Consider the following 18,092-nt stretch of genomic DNA (forward strand, 5'->3'; position numbering starts at 1 on the left):
CCTGCCGCCCCGGCCGTTCCACTCGTATGAACAGCTACGAGCGACGAGTGGCCGGGGCCGACTGGGATGCAGTGACGTCCGAGGTGAACGACCTCGGCTGCGCGCTCCTGCCGCAACTGCTGACGCCGGCCGAGGCGGCGGGCATCGCCGGGATGTACGACGAGGTGCGCAAGTTCCGGGCGACGATCGACATGGCCCGGCACCGGTTCGGCGAGGGACAGTACCGGTACTTCGACGCGCCGTTCCCGGAGGCGGTCGACGCACTGCGGCACGCGCTCTACCCGCGGCTGCTGCCGATCGCGCAGGACTGGTCCGCGAAGCTCGGCCGGGACGCGGAGTGGCCGGACACCCTCGACGAATGGCTCGACATCTGTCATCGCGCCGGCCAGACGCGCCCGACCCCGATCCTGCTGCGGTACGGGGCCGGCGACTGGAACGCACTGCACCGTGATCTCTACGGCGACAAGGTCTTTCCGCTCCAGGTCGTCATCAACCTCAACGAGCCCGGGATCGACCACACCGGCGGCGAGTTCCTCCTCGTCGAACAACGCCCACGAGCCCAGTCCCGCGGTACGTCGACGTTGATCCCGCACGGCCACGGCCTGGTGTTCACAACCCGTGACCGCCCGGTGAAGTCAGCCCGTGGATGGTCGGCGTCCCCGGTGCGGCATGGTGTGTCCGCGATCCGCTCGGGCCGGCGTCACACCCTCGGCCTCGTCTTCCACGACGCGAAATGACTATGCGGCTCTTCTGTCCGATGTGTGGGTGCTGATCACCCGATCCGGGAGCTGCGACAGATGGTCGTGACTCGTAGCCTGGTCCCACGGGCCGCAGGCAGCGCCCACACCTGCGTCATCAGGGTAGGTATCCGCTGCTCTTGGGGGTTCTTCGCTCGCACACCAACAGAGAACCCTCAACGCGAGCGGATATGCGTCAGGACAGCCGACTATCCCTTGACGCCGGTCAGGGTGACGCCTTCTACGAAGTAGCGCTGGAGGACGAAGAAGATCAGGATGATGGGGAGGATTACCACCAGGGAGGCTGCCATCAGGAAGCCCCATTGGGCGGTGTAGGTGGACTGGAAGCCTGCCAGGCCGAGTGCGAGGGTGAACTTGCTGTCGGAGGTCAGGTAGAGCAGCGGGCCGAGGAAGTCGTTCCAGACGCCGATGAAGGTGAAGATCACCACCACCACGACGACCGGCTTCGACAGCGGCATGATCACGCCCCAGAAGACCTTCCAGGGCGTCGCGCCGTCGATGTACGCCGCCTCGTCCAGCTCGTACGGGATGGTCAGGAAGAACTGCCGGAACAAGAAGATGTTGAACACCCCGCCGCCCGCGCCCGCGAACCACGCCGGCACCGTCAGCGGGATGAACGTGTCGAGGGCGCCGACCGATCCCCACATCACGAACGTCGGGATCAGCGTCACCGCGTACGGCAGCATCACGCCGGTCAGCAGCAACCCGAAGACCAGGTTCCGGCCACGCCAGCGCAGCCGCGCGAAACTGAACGCGGCCAGCGCGCAGGTCAGTACGGTCCCGGTGACCACCAGCACCTCGATGATCATCGTGTTGAGGAAGTACCGCGCGAACGGCTGCGACCCGAGCGCACCGCTGAAGTTCGCCCAGGCGAACGGCTTCGGGATCCACTCCGGCGGCGACACGAAGATCTGGTCGTCGCCCATCAGCGCGCTGCGCACCAGCCACGCGAACGGCGTCACCATGATCAGCGCGCCGGCCGCCAGCAGGATCCCGACCGCGGTACGCCGTACCACCGAACCGTCTCGTATCACCGGGCCGCTCCCATCTCGTAGTACACCCATCGGCGCGCGTTCCGGAACAACAGCACGGTGATCACCAGGACGATCACGAACAGCACCCAGGCGAGCGCGCTCGCGTACCCGATCTCGCTGTCGGTGAACGCCTTCGTGTAGAGGTAGTAGATGTAGAACTCGGTCGCGTTGTTCGGCCCGCCCTGCGTCATGATGTACGCCTGGTTGAAGACCTGGAACGTGCCGATCGTGCCGGTGACCAGGTTGTAGAAGATCGTCGGCGTCATGAACGGCAGCGTCACGTGCCGGAAGCGCGCCCACGTCCCGCCACCGTCGATCGCGACCGCCTCGTACAGCTGCCGCGGCACGCCCTGCAACCCGGCCAGGAAGATCACCATCGCGTTGCCGAAGCCCCACGTACTCATCAGGATCAGCGACGGCACGGCGCTGCGCTCGCCGTAGATCCAGCTCGACGTCGGCAACCCGCCCTGGCGGAGCATGCTGTTCAGCAGGCCGAAGTCCGGGTTGAAGATCCAGATCCACAGCACCGAACTCGCGACCGCCGGCACCAGCGTCGGCAGGTAGTAGACCGTCCGCCAGAACCCCTTGCCGCGAACGCCCTGGTTGACGAGCATCGCCACCGCGAACCCGACGAGCAGCGTCAGCGGTACGACACCGAGGGTGTAGTAGGTGGTGACGTTCAACGACTTCCAGAACAGCGGATCGTGCCCGAGCTGCTGGTAGTTGCCCAGACCAATGAATTTGGCCGGTGCGCCGATCCGCCAGTCGGTCAGGCTGAAGAACAGCGAGGCAATCATCGGGCCGATGGTGAAGATCGCGAAGCCGAGGATCGCCGGCGCGGCGAGCAGCAGGCCCCAGCGGCGTTCTGCCCGCATCAGCTGCCGTTGACCGGGTAGGTGCCCTTGAGCAGGCTGCCGTTCAACTGGCCGGCGAGTTTCTTCAGTACGTCGGCAGCCGGCGTCTTGCCCTGCTGGATCACCTGCACCGCCGGGGTCAGCACCTTGTCGATCGCCTCGATATTGCGGAGCTTCTGGTAGAAGTACGGCGCCGAGTGGTTGATCGTGTAGTCGACGCCCGCGGTCCGGTACTCGGCCGGATGCGCGTCGTTCTTCGTCCAGACGTCGATGTCCTTGGGGTCGGTGTAGTACCGCTTCTCCAGCGGCATCCACAGCCCGCTGCTGAACAGGTCGACCTTCGTCGGGTTGTCGTGGAACAGGTACAGCTCGACGGCTTCCTGCTCGTGCTTGGTGCCGGCGAAGATCGCGGTCGCACCGCCGAGCGTGATCGTCATCGGCTTGTCGTACTTCGGCAGCACCCCCATCCCGAACTCGAGCTTGCCCTGGGCAAGATCGAGCAGCGTCCACTGCCCGTCGATCACCATCGCCACGCGGCGGGTCTTCAGCTGCACGGTCGTACTCGGCGCGTTGTTGCCGAGCTGTGCCGGCGTCGGCGCGACGCGGTGCTTGTACATCAGGTCGGCGAGGTTCTGGAACACCTCGATCGCCTCGGGGGTGTCCAGCATCGACTTGCGGCCGGTCTCGTCGGCGAAGTTGATGCCGCGGCTGAGCAGCAACGGCTGGTAGACGGTCGGGCCGAGGCCGGCGGAGACGCCGTACTGCCGGATGCGCTTCGGGTCGAAGCCGTCCTCGTCCGGGTGCTTCCCGTTCTGGTCGATGGTCAGCTTGTAGGCGTTCTGGACGAACGTGTCCCAGTTCCACGCCTTGTCCGCCGCGGCCGGTGGGGTCTCGACCCCGGCATCCTTCAGCGCGGCCTTGCTGTACCACAGCGCCATGATCTCGTTGGCGCTCTGCGTCCCGTACGTCTTGCCCTTGTCCCACCAGAAGTACGTGCCGGGCAGGCGGTTCGCGAGGTCCGGGTACTTGTCGAAGTACGGGTAGAGGTTGACGAGTTTTCCCTGCTCCGCAAGGCGATAGCCCATCGGGGCCTGCATGTAGCAGACGTCGGGCTGCCGATTGCTCGCGACCAGTGCGTTGAGCTTGGTGTCGTAGTCGGCCGGGGTGAACACCGGCTTGACGGTGACACCGGAGTTCTCCTTCTCGAACGCGTCCAGCATGTTCGAGATCGCCTTCTGTTCCGCGGTCGATCCCCAGAACATGAACTGCAGGTTCTTGGACCCGCCGCCGGAGCCGGAGCCGCTGTCCCCCAGCGACTTCCCACTACAGCCGGCCAGCCCGGCGAGTGCGGACAGCCCGCCGAGTTGCAGCGCGCGGCGACGTCCGATGGTTGCTGACATGAAGCCCTCCTCGGGCGGTGAGCACGGCCACCGAAACACGGCGGCAACATGTTTCCTGACAATAGGAGGCGGGCCGAAACTGGTCAAGGGTCAACGTTGTAACAAGAGCGGATCGGCGCACCGGCGGGTATGGTGTGTTTCCGGAAACACGGATCTGAGGAGGTCGATTGAGCCAGGAACGACGGGCAACGGTCCGCGACGTCGCGGCCCGCGCCGGGGTGTCCCCGGGCACGGTGTCGAAGGCCCTGAACGGCACCGGCCAGATCAGCGAAGCCACCCGGGACCGGATCCGCCGGGCCGCCGAGGAGGTCGACTTCCGGCCGAACGCCCTGGCCCGCAGCGTGTTCGAGCGGCGCAGCTACACGGTCGGGATGCTCACCACCGACAGCTTCGAGCGGTTCAGCGTCCCGGTGATGCTCGGCGCCGAGGACGCGCTCGGGGCCGGCCGGATCTCGGTGTTCCTCTGCGACAGCCGTGGCGACCCGATCCGCGAGCGGCACTACGTCGACGTACTGCTCGGCCGCCGGGTGGACGGCTTCATCGTCACCGGCCGCAACTTCAACCGCCGGCCGCCATTGGCCGGCGCCGGCAATGTACCGGTCGTCTACGCGTTGACGCCGTCGGCCGACGACAACGACTGCTCGGTCGTCGTCGACGACGCCGCGTCCGGACAGCTGGTCGCCGAGCACCTGCTGCGGATCGGCCGGACCCGGATCGCGCACGTCACCGGGCCGGAGCGCTTCGACCCTGCGCGCCATCGGCATGCCGGTCTCACCTCGGCCCTGGGCGCCGCGGGTCTCGAGCTGACCGGGATGGCGATGTACGGCGGCTGGACCGAGGCCTGGGGGCGGCAGGCGACGCACATCCTGTTCCGCGAGAACCCGGACATCGACGCGATCCACTACGGCAGCGACCTGCTCGCCCGCGGCGGTGCGGACGCGCTCCGCGAGCTCGGTCGCCGGATCCCGGAGGACGTGGCGATCACCGGTACGGACAACTGGGAGCTGATCGCCGAGGGCGCCCGCCCTCCACTGACGTCCGTCGACCTCCGGCTGGCCGACGTAGGCCGAATCGCCGCCCAACGCCTACTGGACGCCATCGAAGGCCGCCCCCACGCAGGCCTAGAACAAGTCCCGTGCCAACTAGTGGTCCGCGCCTCCACCGACGAGACGGCAGGTTAACCCCTCCCGTTGCCCCTTCATCCCCTTTACACCGCGGACGAAGGGGCCATTTCGGAGGTTCACTACTCAGGTTGCGAGCGGGAGCCAGACCTTCATCGGGCCGAGCTCGCGGTTGCCCCATTGGTAGTACGGCACGGCCGTGATGCGGAGGGCGTCGCCCAACGCGGCGGGTTCGTCGGCGTACAGGCCGGTTGACGGCTGCCACGCGGCGCCCGTCCCGGTGACCTGCGGCGGACCGTCCGCTGCCGGGATCTCGCTCAGCGTCGTCGCGGTCAGCGCCAGGTCGTCGACAGGCGCTGTGTGATCGGCCTGCTCGACCGCATAGAGCAGCGGGCCGCGGCTGATCGCGACCGAACCCCGGATGCCCTCGACGCGTGGATGACCGTGCAGGAGGCGCGGCGACATCGGCAGCGTGAGCACAAGGCGATCGCCCTGCTGCCACGCGCGCCGTACCGTTGTATAGGCGCCGGGCATACCGGGAATCGCCTCACCGTCGGCCACCACAACCTCCGCACCGGCCGCCCAGGAAGGGATCCGCAAGCTGATCGCCGTGTCGGCGCCTTCGTCGACGGTGATCACGATCCGCCCGGAGACCGGGTAGTCGGTGCTCACCGTCAGCCGCAACTCGCCGGCCCGGATCGACCCGGCAGCGTACTGATGCAGCTGCACACCATCCTCGTTGCTCGTAGCAACATAATGCTGCAGGGCAGCGAACGTCCGCATCAGGTTGGTCGGACAGCAACTGGTCCCGAACCACGGCTGCCGGCCGTTGCCCGGAGCCCGCTTGTCCGCGTCATCAGAATCGGCGCGCACCTGCAGCGCATTCACATAGAAGTACTTCGACCGGTCCAGCGAAACCCCTGGCAGTACGGCGTTGTAGAGCTGCCACTCGATGAGGTCGGCGTACCGGGCCTTGCCGGTCGCCAGGAGCAGTCGCCAGCTCCACTGCACGCTCGCGACCGCCGCACAGGTCTCCCCGTACGCGATGTCGTTCGGCAGCTCGTACGGATTGCCGAACGACTCACCGTCCCAGCGGCTGCCGAGGCCGCCGTTCACGTACATCTTCGTGCCGACCATGTTCTGCCACTGGGTCTCGAGCTTGGCGAGCAGGTCGGTGTCCCCGGTCTCGATCGCGACATCGGTCGCACCGGCAGCGAGGTAGATCGCACGCACCGCATGGCCTTCGGGCGTGGTGGTTTCGCGGACCGGGATGCGGTCGGACAGGTACGCAGCCCGCCCCGGGTGGTCGGGTGCGAGGATCGAGCGCCCGTGCGCGTCGACGAAGTACTTGGCCTGGTCGAGGTAGCGCTGCTCGCCGGTCGCCCGGTACAGCTCGACCAGCGCGAGCTCCGCGACCGGATGCCCGCAGAAGCCTTCGCGCTGCTCCGGCCCGATGCCGAACGTACGGTGCAGGTGATCGCCCGCCCGGCGCGCGACGTCGAGCAGCTCGGTCCGCCCGGTGGCCCGGTACTGCGCGACGGCGGACTGGATCATCGCGCCCATGTTGAAGATCTCGTGGTCGAAGTCGAGTTGCCCGTACCGCTCGTCGCGCTGCCCCGACTGCACGAACGTCCCGAGGTAGCCGTCGTCGTCCTGCGCGGCCGCGATCAGCGCGGTCCGGCTCTGCAGCCACTCGGCGAGCCGGGGATCCGTACTCTGATCAGCGTCCCGGCCGGCCTCCCACGCGACCGCCTCAAGCCACTTGTAGGCCTCGCCGTCTTCGTAGTTCGGGCCGTGGTAGTCGGCCCCTTTCACCCCCTCGGCGACGTTCCGGAAGTTCGCCCACTGCTCGTCGAGGTGCTCGGCGCCCTTGGGGATCGACACCGTCGCGTTGGTTGCCTGCAGGTCGCCGAGAAAGCTGCCGGCGAGCTGCACGTCGCGCAACCCGAGCGGACGCAGTGCGGTAGCTGCCACCGGCGCGGCCGGTCCCTGGTCTGTGGTCGTCACCGTCCCATCCTGACAACCACGGAACGGTTCCGGCAACATGTTTCCGAATGTTTCCTAGGATTCGCTGAGATCCTAGGATTCGCTGAGTTGGGTGCAGATGTCCCAGGCCGCCTGCTGGACGAGGGCGGCGGTCTCCGGGTCGAGTCCCTTGACGGGTGCGGTGATGCCGACCGGGTCCTCGTTCAGCAGCGCAATCAGGAAGACGCACGCGCCGAGGTAGCTGCCGGCGAGCGTCGGGTGGCTGTTGTCCGACTCGTGCAGCACCGGTTCGTCGTACGTCGCGAGGAACCGCTCCCAGACCATGCCGACCGGGATCAGCGTGCCGCCGAGCTCGCTCGCGGCTCCGCTGTACGCGTCAGTGAGCGCCTGTTGCGTCTGTGGCGCATTGCTCCGCGCCCAGGTCATGTAGAACGCGGTCCGCGATCCGGCCGCGGTGATCGCCTTCGCGAAGTCGCGGGCGCTGTCCCGGAACCGGGCCGGGCTCTTGATCGGCAGCGTGCTCTGCTCCTGCAGTACGACGACGTCGTAGCCACCGGTCGCGATCGCGTCGAGGGCCTTGCCCGCGTTCAGGTGCTGCCGCAGCGAGGCCCCGCCGGCCGAGATCACCTTGTGGTCGATCTCGATCCCGCGCTCCGCGGCCAGCCCGGTCAGCAGCTTGGGCAGGTTGTTGTTGGACGTGAAACTGTTCCCGACAAAGAGAATCCGCACCCCCGCACGCTACTACCAGCCCCCGGCAACCTGCACTCAATCCGGTTGACCGGTCGCGTACAGGACTGTTGGCTGGCGGGGTGAATGGGCTTCGGATCGTGCCGGTGGGCGACGACGTGACGCTGCTGGACTGGCAGCGGGTGCACAACGAGATCATCCCGACGGCGCCGCTGTCGGTCGACGAGATCCGCGAGCGCCGTACACGGAACGTCCTCGAGGTCGCGTACGACGGCGACGTACTGGTCGGCTGCTCCACCGTCCGCCCGCCGTCCGCCGAGACGTCCGCGGCAGTAGTGATCGCGCGGGTGCTTCCGGCGTACCGGCGGCGTGGTTTCGGCGCGGCGATCTACGAGCACTGCCTGGCGCGCGGGCGGGAGCTCGGCGACGGCATCGAGACGCACATCCTGAGCAGCAACACCGACGGGCTCCGGTTCGCGAAGGCGCACGGTTTCGCCGAGGTCGAAACGTACCTGCTGCCCGGTGACACCGTTCCGTTCGTCGAACTACGGTTGTGACCATGCGTTTTTCCGTGAACATTCCGAACTTCGGGGACTTCGCCGATCCGCGGACGGTCGCGCAGGTCGCGGCGGCCGCCGAGGAGGCCGGCTGGGACGGGTTGTTCGTCTGGGACCACGTGGTGCACAGCAAGCAGCAGCGGCGCGGGCAGGCGTTCGGCGATCCGTGGATGCTGATGACCGCGGCGGCGCTGGCGACGTCCCGGATCAAGCTCGGCCCGCTGGTCACACCGGTCGCGCGGCGGCGGCCCGAGCAGCTCGCCCGGCAGGTCGCGACCCTGGACGGGCTGAGCGGCGGGCGGGTGATCTTCGGCGCCGGCCTCGGCGGGCCGATCGACGACGAGTTCGGCAGCTTCGGCGACACCACCGACCCGAAGGTGCTTGCCGAGCGGCTCGACGAGGGCCTCGACCTGCTGACGGCGTACTGGTCCGGTGACCGCGTCGACCACACCGGCAAGCACTACCGGGCCGACGACGTGGAGTTGCTACCGGCAACAGTCCAGCGCCCGCGCCCGCCGGTCTGGATCGCCGGCTACTGGCCGCGCAAGGCCCCCATGCGCCGCGCAGCCCGCTGGGACGGCGCCGTCCCGCTGTTCCGCAGCGCCAACCACGGCAATGCCCCAGCGGTCGAGGAACTGCGCGACCTGATCGCGTTCCTGGACGCCCAACGCACCGACCAAACCACGCCGTACGACGTCGTCGTCGGCGGCATCAGCCCCACCACCCCCGCCGCCGCCCGATCCCTCATCGCCCCCTTGGCCGAAGCCGGCGCCACCTGGTGGGACGAACGTCAACTCATCAACGGCCAGGACTTCTACCGCCTCCCCCCAGTCCTCAACCGCATCAACCAGGGCCCACCCACCATCTGAGATCGCCTCGAACGAGTACCTCGACGCGGTGCCCGACCTGGCGATCGCGTTGCCGGTCACGACGAAGGACCGCGGCTGGCCTCATCACGTACGGCTGAGCGGCGCCAAACTCACGCTACGCAAGGCCAGTTGGGCTCTGACGGAGCAGCCGCGCGCCATCACCCGTGACCGGGTGAGCCGGTCGGCAGGCCAGGTCGACACCCACTGCCTGGACGAGCTCGACCAGTGGCTGCGTGATTTCCTCGATCTGTACTGAACTTAAACTGCTGGTATGAGTGATGAGTTGCCTGCTTGTTGTGCGCCTTCGCGGGGTGGGGAGGTGCTGCCGCCTCCTGGGGTGCCGGGTGGGCGGGGGGTGCACTTGGTGGAGCAGGTTGTGGTGGCGGGTGGAGTGTTCTCGATGGGGAACGGGAACGGCGACGAGAACGCTGGTGACGGTGAGACGCCGGTGCATCAGGTCGAGCTGGCGGGGTTCAGCATCGACGCGACGAGCGTGACGAACGCGGACTTCGCGCGCTTCGCCGACGCCACCGGATACCGCACCGAGGCCGAGACCTTCGGGTACTCCGCCGTGTTCCATCTCGCGCTCGCCGCCGAGCCGGACGAGGTGATGGGCCCGGCGTCCGGCACCCCGTGGTGGGCCGGTGTCCGCGGCGCCGACTGGCGGCACCCCGGCGGGTCGCGCTCCGATCTCGACGGGCTCGACGACCACCCCGTCGTGCACGTGAGCTGGAACGACGCGACCGCGTACTGCAAATGGGCCGGGCGGCGGCTGCCGACCGAGGCCGAGTGGGAGTACGCGGCCCGCGGCGGCCTCGAGGGCAAGCGATACCCGTGGGGCGACGACCTGCTCGAAGGCAGCGACGACTGGCCGTGCAACATCTGGCAGGGCGAGTTCCCCCGCAAGAACACCGAGGAGGACGGCTTCCTCACCACGGCCCCGGTCCGGACCTTCCGGCCGAACGGCTACGGCCTGTGGCAGATGGTCGGGAACGTCTGGGAGTGGTGCGGCGACTGGTTCGGCCCGCGGTACTACAAGTTCTCGCCCGGCGAGAACCCGGCCGGCCCGTCGCTCGGCGCGGCGCGGGTGATGCGTGGCGGCTCGTACTTGTGCCACGACTCGTACTGCAACCGCTACCGCAACGCCGCGCGCTCCTCGAACACCCCGGACTCCTCGATGGGCAACGCCGGGTTCCGCACCGTCAGTCTGTGACCGGCACCGCCTCCGACGCCCGCAACCCAGGTGTCGTACTGGCCACTGCAGCCACCGCCGCGATGCACAGCAGAGCACCCGAAGCGAGCGACGCGACAGGTGAGGTCAGCTGCGCCACGACACCACCCCGCAGGTTGCCGAGGTCAGGCCCGGCCTGACCGACGATCTGCTCGGCGGCGCTGACCCTGCCGAGCAACTCGGTCGGCGTGTGCAGCTGGACGATCGTGCTGCGGGACACCACAGCCACCGTGTCTGCGGCACCAGCAACCGCCAGGCACACCAAGGCGAGCCAAGGGACCGGCGAGAACGCGAACAACAACAGGGCAATCCCCCACGCCGCCGACCCACACAACATCACCAGCCCGTGCCGCGGCAGCCGGGTGAACGTCCCGGAGAACAACGACGCGGCCACCCCGCCGACGGCGATGGCGGTCAGGAACAATCCGAGCGTCCGTGGGTTGTTGCCGAACCGCTCCGCGTTGATCACCGGGAACAGGCTGATCGGCATCGAGAACACAGTCGCGGCCAGGTCGGTGATCAACGCACCGCGGATCACCGGCGTCGCGGTGATGAACTGCAGCCCGTCCAGTACGCCGCGCAGACCGGGCTTCGCGGACGTCTCGATCTGCATCCGCGGGAGGCCGAGCACGCCGTACAGCGCCGCAAGGAAGCTCACCGCATCGATCAGGTAGCAGACGCCGACACCCCACGCCCCGATGATCAGCCCGCCGAGCGCCGGGCCGAGCAGCATCGCACCCTGGAACCCGATCCGGTTCAGCGCGATCCCGGCCGCCAACTGGTCCCGCGACAGCAACTTCGGCAGGACGGTCCGCGCCACCGGACCGGCGGTCGCGCTGAACGACGACTGGACGGCGATGAGCGCCAGCAGCACCCCGACCGGAACCCGGCCGAACGCCAACTGACCTGCCATCGCGGACGCGACCAGCAGCTGACCGATCGTGGTGACCAGGTAGATCCGGCGCCGCTCCAACCGGTCGACGAGCGTGCCCGCGAACAGCCCGAGCACGATCAGCGGCAGGGCCTGCGCGAGTCCGACCGCGCCGGTCCACGCCGGGCTGGAGGTCTGGTCCCAGACCTGGAACATCACCGCGACGAACGTCAGCTGACCGCCGAACCCGGAGAGCACCTGGCCGATCCACAGTCGCCGGTACGTCAGGACGCGCAACGGCCCGAGGTCGATGAACGCGCCCTTCACCGCAGCTTCTCCGCGATCCGGTCGTGGAAGCTCTTTCGCGCCAGGGCCGCCTCGACGTCCCGGACGACCTGGCTCATCGGGTACGGCAGCTCGGACTCCAGCTCGGCGAGCGCCGCCTCCGTCGCCTGCCACTCCGACGCCAGCAGCTCGACGAGCTTCTTGGACTTTGCGGTCAGCGTGACCCGCTTGCTCCGGGCGTCCGAGCCCGGCACGGTCCGGACCAGGCCGGCGGCGCGCATCCCGGACACCTTCTGGCTGAGCGCCGAGTGCGTCCGCCCGATCGCCGTCGCCAGCTCGGTGATGGTCAGCGGGCCCCGGGCCTGCAGCGTGAGCAGCTCACGGACGTACGCCGGCTTCAGGCCCTTGATCTCGCGGTCGGTGTAGATCCGGCCGATATCGCCGTCCAGCCGCTCCAGCAGCTCGTGCAACGGCCGCCACAGACTCGCCTCAGTGGGATCTTCCATGGCCGGATCATAACAGCACTTATATAAGTACTGTTACATCGGCCTGCCGCCTGCTCCGGGCCGCGATCCAGGCACCGGCGAGGCTCGCGGAGAGCAGGCTGATCACGGCGAGCGCGGCGAACCCGAACCGGGTGTCGGCGTGCCCGGTGACGACCGCCGCGATCAGCATCACGACGACCGTTGCCGCGAGCCCGTAGCCGTTGGCCAGACCGAACGCGTGGCCGACGCGGGACTCGTCCACCGAGGTCATCAGCAGCGAACGGGTCGCGATCCGCGACTGACCGAAGAGGAACGCGCCCAGCAGCACCAGCGCCATCAGTCCCGGTACGCCGAAGAGCGGCTGCAGAACGAGCATCGCACTACAGATCAGAAACCCACCGATGGCGAGTCTGAGATCCCCGAACCGCGCCGAAGATCGTCGATAGACAGCGGCCGCGAGCAAGAACCCGGCCCCACCCAACGCATCCGTGATCCCGAGCACCGCGGCGCCCCGATGCCACTCCCCTACGACCAGCACCGGCATCAGCGCGTTGAACACCGTCACCACGACAAGCCCTTGCCCGAACAGCATCGCCAATGGCGCCAAAGCCAACCCGGAGGATCGCCCAGCAGTTGCCAGGGGCAACTTGACGGACGCCTCCACCGGTCGACCGCGTCCGACTGCGGACACCAGCACGGCGGAGAGCGCGAAGGTGCAGGCGTTGAAGGCGAAGAGGGGTTTGGGACCGAAGTACTGGAGCGCCAGCCCGCCGACCGCGGCGGAGAGCAGCATGCCGGATTGCAGGGCGATCTCGTAGTGGGCGTTGAAGTGACGCAGCTGGTCGGTGGGTACGCGTTCGCGAATCAGCGCGGCACTCGCCGGAGCGAACTGGGCGGCGACGACCGCGAGCGCGAAGTTCGTCGCATAGACCAGCGGCTGCTGGGAGGCGCCGAGCGCGAGGCCGATCGGTAGCGCAAGGGCGGCCGCTGCACTCAGTACGTCGCAGAGCACCCACAGCCGGCGCCGGTCGAAGCGGTCGGCGAGACGTCCGAAGTACGGCGAGAGGACGGCCTGCGGTACGGCGACGGCGATGAAGAGCCAGCCGACGTCGAGCATCGACCCCTGCGCGCGGACCAGCAGCAATGCGGCGCCGAGCAGCTGGATGTTGTTGCCGAGGGACGTGATGAAGGCTGCCGGCAGCAGCAACCGTGGTCGCGAGGTCACGCGCTCAACGTTCGCAGCAAACCCTGACAGCCGATGGCAGCGATCATTTACGCTACCGCCGTTGCGGAAATCTGTTATGGTTCTTTTCGATACTGCAGTAGCGGAAAGGAGTCAGGGATGGTCGGGCGCGGAAGGCCGCGGGACGCCGGCGTCGAGGCCCGCGTACTGGAGGCCGCGATGGCCGAGATGCGGACCCGTGGGTACGACGGGTTGTCGGTGGACCGGGTCGCCGAGCGGGCCGGGGTGGCGAAGACCACGATCTACCGGCGCTGGCCGAGCAAGGCCGAGCTGGTGATGGCGATGATCACCGAGCTGACCAGCGGCGTGCCGTTCGATCCGAGTGGGGATCCGCGCGGCGACCTCACCGAGTTCGTCGCCGGGATCGCCGCCGCACTGGATGCCATCCCGACCACGCTGGTCGCCGACCTGGTCGCGGCAGCCGCCCGCGAGCCGCGCGTCGGCGAAGGCGTCCGTGCCCTCTGGGCCGACCGCCACTCCACCGTCGCCCGCGCCATCGCGCAGGCCCAGGCCGACGGGCTGATGCCCGCCTACGCCGATCCGCGCGTCATCGTCGACCAGCTCGTCGGCGCGCTGTACTACCGGCTCCTCGTCACCGGTGAGCCGATCGATCCCGCCTACGTGAGCCTGCTGCTGCTCAGCACGCTCGGACCGGAGCAGTCATGAAGAAGATTTTCGTTGCCCTCGGCATCCTTGTCGTGGTGGTCGCCGGCTGGACCGTGTTCACGGTCGCACGACCGTTCGTACTGCACACCGAGATCGAGATCGGCGCCTCGCCGGAGCAGGTCTGGAAGGCCCTCACCGACCGCCAGTCCTACCCGGACTGGAACCCGTTCATCGTCTCGTCGACCGGCGAGCTGAAGGTCGGCGAGACCATCGTCAACGTGCTGCGCGACACCAAAGGCAGCGAGACCACGTTCGACCCGAAACTGCTCGCGGTCGTCCCGAACCAGGAACTCCGCTGGATCGGCCGCGTCGGCCCCGGCGCGATCTTCGACGGCGAACACTCCTTCCGCCTCGTCGCACTTCCCAACGGCCGCACCCGCCTCATCCAGGAGGAGAAGTTCACCGGCGCCGCCGTCCCCTTCACCCGCTCGATGCTCACCAACACCATCAAGCCCCAGTTCGAAGCCATGAACCAAGCCCTGGCAACCAAAGCCACCTCTGGACCTAACCCGTAGGCCCCGGCCGCCGGCGGGTTGTTTCACCGGTGGCCTGTTGTAGCAGGCCATCGGCGACATAACCCGCCAGTGGCCCGGGGCGAGGGTTGTTTCTCAGGTGGTTTATCGATATACATGCGGCGTGGACCTACTTCGTCGTGCCGCGGAGGACGAGTTGCGCCGGGACGATGAGTTCCTGGGGCGTGGCGTTCGGGGTGCCGTTGAGCTGGGCCATCAGGAACGAGGTGATCGCGTCGGCCATCGTGTCGTGGCCGGGGTTGACCGTGGAGAGCGCGGGCACCAGGTAGGCCGCCTCGTCGATGTCGTCGAAGCCGACCACCTGGATGTCGTCCGGGACCCGCAGCCCGGCATCCGCGAGCGCCCGCAGCGCGCCCATCGCGACCACGTCCGTCAGCGCGAACACCGCGTCGAACGTGATGCCGCGTTCGCGGAGCGCCCGGATCGCGTCGTACCCGTCCTGCAGCCCGAACGAGCACCGGATGTTCAGCTCCGGATCGACCGGTACGCCGGCGTCGGCATGCGCGGCCACGTACCCGGCGGCACGCAGCGCGGGCATCGTGGCGGAACCGGACAGGTCGCCGCCGATCATCGCGACCCGGCGGGCGCCGTGTGCGAGCAGCTGTGCGACCGCCTGCCGCGACCCGTCGACGTTGTCCATCATCACGTGGTCGAACCGGGACGGCAGCGCGCGCTCCCCGATCATCACGACCGGCGCGTCGGTACGGAGCTGGCCGAGCTCGGCCGGGTCGAGGTCCACCACGCTCAGGATCAGCCCGTCGTACATCCGCAGGCGGGAGAACGCGACCGCGTCCAGCTCGCCCTCCCGGCTGGCGCCGGTCCGCTCGGTGACGACCCGCAGGCCGTGCGCCTCGAAGCGGTCGGCCAGCCGGCCGGCGAGCTGCCCGAAGTACGGGCGTTCCAGCTCGGGGACGGCCAGGCCGACGACGCCCGTACGACCGGCGCGCAGATGCCGCGCGGCCAGGTTGACCTGATAGCCCAGCTCGCCGATCGCCGCCAGCACCCGTTCGCGGGTCTCCGGACCGACCCGCGGCCGGCCGTTGATCACGTTCGACACCGTCATCGTCGAGACGCCGGCGAACCGCGCCACATCGGCCATCGTCACGACGCTCGATGCCTTGCCCATGCCGACCACTGTAAGGACCCAGGAGGGCTCCATGCCTGAAGCACGCGTCGTCATCGACCTCGACGTACCCGGTGCGACCATCAGCCGGCACCTGTACGGTCACTTCGCCGAGCACCTCGGACGGTGTATCTACGGCGGCTTCTACGTCGGCGAGGACTCTCCGATCCCGAACGTCGGCGGGATCCGGCAGGACGTGGTCGAGGCGCTCCGCGCACTGCAGATCCCGAACCTGCGCTGGCCGGGCGGCTGCTTCGCGGACGAGTACCACTGGAAGGACGGCATCGGGCCGAAGGCGGACCGCCCGTCGATGGTGAACACGCACTGGGGCAATGTCGAGGAGAACAACCACTTCGGCACCCACGAGTTCATGGCGTTGTGCGAGCTGCTCGGCGCCGAGCCGTACGTGAACGGGAACGTGGGCAGCGGGACCGTACGGGAGATGAGCGAGTGGGTCGAGTACCTGACCCGCGAGGGCGACAGCCCGATGGTGCGGCAGCGGAAGGCGAACGGGCGCGACGAGCCGTGGCGGGTGCCGTTCTGGGGCATCGGCAACGAGGCGTGGGGCTGCGGTGGCAATCAGCGCGCCGAGGCGTACGCCGACGTGGCCCGGCAGTACGCGACGTTCCTGAAGGACCACGGCGACAACAAGCTGTACCGGATCGCGGCCGGCGCGGCCGACGACGACCTCGCGTGGACCGAGGCGCTACTGAAGGCGGTCAGCTGCCTGGGATGTGGACGCGAGCCGAAGAACATCTTCCAGGCGATCTCGTTCCACTACTACACGGTCGCTGGGACCTGGGAGCACAAGGGCAGCGCGACCGACTTCACTCTCGACGACTACTACCGGACGATTGCGAAGGCGCAGGGCATCGAGCGGGTGATCCGGGCACACTCGTCGCTGATGGACGCGTACGACCCGGAACGGAAGATCGGGCTCGTGCTCGACGAGTGGGGCACCTGGTGGGACGTCGAGCCGGACACGAACCCGGGCTTCCTGTACCAGCAGAACGCGATGCGCGACGCACTCGTGGCGAGCCTGCACTTCGACGTCTTCCACCGGCACGCGGAACGGCTGGTGATGGCGAACATCGCGCAGACCGTCAACGTACTGCAGGCGATGCTGCTCACCGATGAGCAGGGCGGGCTGGTCCGGACGCCGACGTACCACGTGTTCGAGATGAACAAGGGGCATCACGACGCCCGGTCGGTACCGGTGCATGTGGTCGAGCGGCCGACGTACGACCTCGACGGTACGGCGATGGAGCTGGTGTCGGCGTCCGCGTCGGTGAAGGACGGCCGCGGCCTGGTGTCGCTCAGCAACCTGGATCCCGAGGCGACCCTGGAGATCGTCCTGGATCTGCGGGGCGCCGACATCCGGGAGTCGACGGGAAGGTTGCTCGCGGCATCCAAACCGCAGACGTTCAACACGGTGGACGCTCCGGACGCGGTGGCCCCGGTCCCCCTCACGGTGGAACCGGAGCCACGCGGCCTGCGGGTGACGCTGCCGCCGCACTCGTTCGCGACGCTCAGTCTGGCGTTGTGACCCGGATCTGGAATTCGTGGATCCAGTTCGCCGGGTTGTCCGGGTCGAACTGGAGCGTGACCTCGCGCGCGTACCCGTGACTGCGGTACCCGTTGTCCTCGATCCAGCGGGCCAGCGTCTGCATGCTGCGTTCGGCCTCGGCCATGTCGCCGTGGTGGACGATGGTTGCGGCCTGCGCGAGCTCCGGGAGCTCGCGCAGGTCGACCTCGGCCGCCTTGCTGTCGTCGACCGGTACGGCGGCGTGCACGCGGATCGTGTCGTTCTCGGCGTCCTCGTAGTACGCGAGCGGCGACCCGCACGGGTCCAGGCCAGCCGCGCCGAGGCGCTCGAACAGCTGGCCGAACAGCGGCTGGAGCACTGGGCCGATGTCCTCACCGTCGTAGCTGGGTGAGATCGCGGACAGCTCCGCGACCTGGATCGGGGCGATGCGCTTCAGGACGACGTCGTCGGTGGGCATGTGACCTTCCCTTTCGATGAGCCGGAGCCTCGCCTCGACACTCGTCAGCCGGGCCGTACTGCGGGCGAGCTCGTCCTCGAGCTGGGCCTGCCGCAACCGCAGCATCCCGCGCAGCTCCTCGGCCGACAGCTTCGCGTCGACGATCTCACCGACCTGCTGCAGGCTGAACCCAAGTCCCTTGAGCGCAACGATCCGGTTCAGGCAGCTGAACTGGTCGGCCGAGTAGAAGCGGTAGCCGGTCGCCTCGTCGACGACGGCCGGCCGCAGCAGCCCGAGGGCGTCGTAGTGCCGCAGCATCCGCGCCGAAACCTGCCCGAACGCCGCGAAGTCTCCGATGGTGAACATGCCCCCACCTTCCGGCTTGACACAGTGTCAAGGTCAACAGC

The 18,092-nt window shown here is 68.3% G+C and carries 19 protein-coding genes; 9 read left to right on the forward strand and 10 right to left on the reverse strand.

All coding sequences use genetic code 11. The features are described 5' to 3' along the window. Positions 1-26: 26 nt before the first annotated feature. Entirely contained in the window at positions 27-737 is a 711-nt protein-coding gene (locus ACGFI6_RS03785; protein WP_393115067.1) for a 2OG-Fe(II) oxygenase, read from the forward strand. A gap of 209 nt (positions 738-946) precedes the next feature. On the opposite strand, the gene ACGFI6_RS03790 is transcribed toward ACGFI6_RS03785, so the two are convergent. Genes ACGFI6_RS03790 through ACGFI6_RS03800 form a run of 3 tightly spaced genes read right to left on the reverse strand, consistent with a single transcriptional unit; the run spans position 947 to position 4,046 of the window. Continuing rightward, positions 947-1,792 (reverse strand): carbohydrate ABC transporter permease, encoded by an 846-nt coding sequence (locus tag ACGFI6_RS03790; RefSeq protein ID WP_393115068.1) that lies wholly within the window; start codon positions 1,790-1,792, stop codon positions 947-949. Continuing rightward, on the reverse strand, positions 1,789-2,667 hold the full coding sequence (locus ACGFI6_RS03795) for a carbohydrate ABC transporter permease (RefSeq protein ID WP_393115070.1): 879 nt from the start codon (positions 2,665-2,667) through the stop codon (positions 1,789-1,791). Before ACGFI6_RS03795 ends, ACGFI6_RS03790 begins: the two co-directional genes overlap by 4 nt. Continuing rightward, positions 2,667-4,046: an ABC transporter substrate-binding protein gene (locus ACGFI6_RS03800; RefSeq protein WP_393115071.1), complete on the reverse strand. Its 1,380-nt coding sequence runs from the start codon at positions 4,044-4,046 to the stop codon at positions 2,667-2,669. The genes ACGFI6_RS03795 and ACGFI6_RS03800 overlap by 1 nt, the downstream gene beginning before the upstream one ends. A 167-nt stretch (positions 4,047-4,213) precedes the next feature. Between ACGFI6_RS03800 and ACGFI6_RS03805 the strand changes: the two genes are divergently transcribed. Continuing rightward, positions 4,214-5,227, forward strand: a complete 1,014-nt coding sequence (locus ACGFI6_RS03805) for a LacI family DNA-binding transcriptional regulator (RefSeq protein ID WP_393115072.1) — start codon at positions 4,214-4,216, stop codon at positions 5,225-5,227. A 66-nt stretch (positions 5,228-5,293) separates the two neighbouring features. On the opposite strand, the gene ACGFI6_RS03810 is transcribed toward ACGFI6_RS03805, so the two are convergent. Beyond that, complete coding sequence (locus ACGFI6_RS03810) at positions 5,294-7,174, reverse strand: glycoside hydrolase family 127 protein (RefSeq protein ID WP_393115074.1); 1,881 nt, start codon at positions 7,172-7,174, stop codon at positions 5,294-5,296. Between the two features lie 72 nt (positions 7,175-7,246). After that, entirely contained in the window at positions 7,247-7,882 is a 636-nt protein-coding gene (locus tag ACGFI6_RS03815; protein ID WP_393115075.1) for a hypothetical protein, read from the reverse strand. 80 nt (positions 7,883-7,962) lie between these two features. On the opposite strand from ACGFI6_RS03815, the gene ACGFI6_RS03820 reads away from it, so the two are divergent. The 4 genes from ACGFI6_RS03820 to ACGFI6_RS03835 all read left to right on the forward strand — a co-directional run bounded on the left by ACGFI6_RS03820 (position 7,963) and on the right by ACGFI6_RS03835 (position 10,479). Further along, positions 7,963-8,397 (forward strand): GNAT family N-acetyltransferase, encoded by a 435-nt coding sequence (locus ACGFI6_RS03820; protein WP_393115076.1) that lies wholly within the window; start codon positions 7,963-7,965, stop codon positions 8,395-8,397. A 2-nt stretch (positions 8,398-8,399) separates the two neighbouring features. Then, complete coding sequence (locus ACGFI6_RS03825) at positions 8,400-9,266, forward strand: LLM class flavin-dependent oxidoreductase (protein ID WP_393115077.1); 867 nt, start codon at positions 8,400-8,402, stop codon at positions 9,264-9,266. Between the two features lies 1 nt (position 9,267). Next, positions 9,268-9,522, forward strand: coding sequence for a type II toxin-antitoxin system PemK/MazF family toxin (locus tag ACGFI6_RS03830; protein ID WP_393115747.1), 255 nt, complete (start codon positions 9,268-9,270; stop codon positions 9,520-9,522). A gap of 108 nt (positions 9,523-9,630) precedes the next feature. After that, positions 9,631-10,479, forward strand: coding sequence for a formylglycine-generating enzyme family protein (locus ACGFI6_RS03835; RefSeq protein ID WP_393115078.1), 849 nt, complete (start codon positions 9,631-9,633; stop codon positions 10,477-10,479). Here the strand turns inward: ACGFI6_RS03835 and ACGFI6_RS03840 are convergent. From ACGFI6_RS03840 to ACGFI6_RS03850, 3 genes are read right to left on the reverse strand one after another with little or no spacing between them, the layout of a single operon-like run. Beyond that, complete coding sequence (locus ACGFI6_RS03840) at positions 10,469-11,695, reverse strand: MFS transporter (RefSeq protein ID WP_393115079.1); 1,227 nt, start codon at positions 11,693-11,695, stop codon at positions 10,469-10,471. The two genes, ACGFI6_RS03835 and ACGFI6_RS03840, sit on opposite strands and share 11 nt — an antisense overlap. Then, positions 11,692-12,159: a MarR family winged helix-turn-helix transcriptional regulator gene (locus tag ACGFI6_RS03845; RefSeq protein WP_393115080.1), complete on the reverse strand. Its 468-nt coding sequence runs from the start codon at positions 12,157-12,159 to the stop codon at positions 11,692-11,694. Before ACGFI6_RS03845 ends, ACGFI6_RS03840 begins: the two co-directional genes overlap by 4 nt. A gap of 19 nt (positions 12,160-12,178) precedes the next feature. Next, positions 12,179-13,363 (reverse strand): MFS transporter, encoded by a 1,185-nt coding sequence (locus ACGFI6_RS03850; protein WP_393115081.1) that lies wholly within the window; start codon positions 13,361-13,363, stop codon positions 12,179-12,181. 117 nt (positions 13,364-13,480) lie between these two features. Between ACGFI6_RS03850 and ACGFI6_RS03855 the strand changes: the two genes are divergently transcribed. Both ACGFI6_RS03855 and ACGFI6_RS03860 read left to right on the forward strand, forming a co-directional pair. Further along, positions 13,481-14,047 carry a TetR/AcrR family transcriptional regulator gene (locus tag ACGFI6_RS03855; RefSeq protein ID WP_393115082.1) on the forward strand — a complete coding sequence of 189 codons (567 nt, stop codon included), beginning with the start codon at positions 13,481-13,483 and terminating at the stop codon, positions 14,045-14,047. Then, the gene (locus tag ACGFI6_RS03860) at positions 14,044-14,562 is read left to right on the forward strand and encodes an SRPBCC family protein (protein ID WP_393115083.1); all 519 of its coding nucleotides are present in this window, start codon (positions 14,044-14,046) and stop codon (positions 14,560-14,562) included. The genes ACGFI6_RS03855 and ACGFI6_RS03860 overlap by 4 nt, the downstream gene beginning before the upstream one ends. Before the next feature lie 127 nt (positions 14,563-14,689). On the opposite strand, the gene ACGFI6_RS03865 is transcribed toward ACGFI6_RS03860, so the two are convergent. Continuing rightward, positions 14,690-15,706, reverse strand: coding sequence for a LacI family DNA-binding transcriptional regulator (locus ACGFI6_RS03865; RefSeq protein ID WP_393115084.1), 1,017 nt, complete (start codon positions 15,704-15,706; stop codon positions 14,690-14,692). A 31-nt stretch (positions 15,707-15,737) separates the two neighbouring features. On the opposite strand from ACGFI6_RS03865, the gene ACGFI6_RS03870 reads away from it, so the two are divergent. Beyond that, positions 15,738-17,249, forward strand: coding sequence for an alpha-N-arabinofuranosidase (locus ACGFI6_RS03870; RefSeq protein ID WP_393115085.1), 1,512 nt, complete (start codon positions 15,738-15,740; stop codon positions 17,247-17,249). Here the strand turns inward: ACGFI6_RS03870 and ACGFI6_RS03875 are convergent. Next, complete coding sequence (locus ACGFI6_RS03875) at positions 17,233-18,051, reverse strand: MerR family transcriptional regulator (RefSeq protein WP_393115086.1); 819 nt, start codon at positions 18,049-18,051, stop codon at positions 17,233-17,235. The genes ACGFI6_RS03870 and ACGFI6_RS03875 overlap by 17 nt on opposite strands. Between the last annotated feature and the right edge of the window lie 41 nt (positions 18,052-18,092).

This window comes from Kribbella sp. NPDC048928 (assembly GCF_043197975.1).
In the GTDB taxonomy this organism is placed as follows: Bacteria; Actinomycetota; Actinomycetes; order Propionibacteriales; family Kribbellaceae; genus Kribbella.

Coding starts and splice junctions, on each gene's coding strand:
- ACGFI6_RS03785 (WP_393115067.1), top strand. CDS start 27: ATGAACAGCTACGAGCGACGAGTGGCCGGGGCCGACTGGGATGCAGTG.
- ACGFI6_RS03795 (WP_393115070.1), bottom strand. CDS start 2,667: ATGCGGGCAGAACGCCGCTGGGGCCTGCTGCTCGCCGCGCCGGCGATC.
- ACGFI6_RS03800 (WP_393115071.1), bottom strand. CDS start 4,046: ATGTCAGCAACCATCGGACGTCGCCGCGCGCTGCAACTCGGCGGGCTG.
- ACGFI6_RS03825 (WP_393115077.1), top strand. CDS start 8,400: ATGCGTTTTTCCGTGAACATTCCGAACTTCGGGGACTTCGCCGATCCG.
- ACGFI6_RS03845 (WP_393115080.1), bottom strand. CDS start 12,159: ATGGAAGATCCCACTGAGGCGAGTCTGTGGCGGCCGTTGCACGAGCTG.
- ACGFI6_RS03855 (WP_393115082.1), top strand. CDS start 13,481: ATGGTCGGGCGCGGAAGGCCGCGGGACGCCGGCGTCGAGGCCCGCGTA.
- ACGFI6_RS03860 (WP_393115083.1), top strand. CDS start 14,044: ATGAAGAAGATTTTCGTTGCCCTCGGCATCCTTGTCGTGGTGGTCGCC.
- ACGFI6_RS03865 (WP_393115084.1), bottom strand. CDS start 15,706: ATGGGCAAGGCATCGAGCGTCGTGACGATGGCCGATGTGGCGCGGTTC.
- ACGFI6_RS03870 (WP_393115085.1), top strand. CDS start 15,738: ATGCCTGAAGCACGCGTCGTCATCGACCTCGACGTACCCGGTGCGACC.
- ACGFI6_RS03875 (WP_393115086.1), bottom strand. CDS start 18,051: ATGTTCACCATCGGAGACTTCGCGGCGTTCGGGCAGGTTTCGGCGCGG.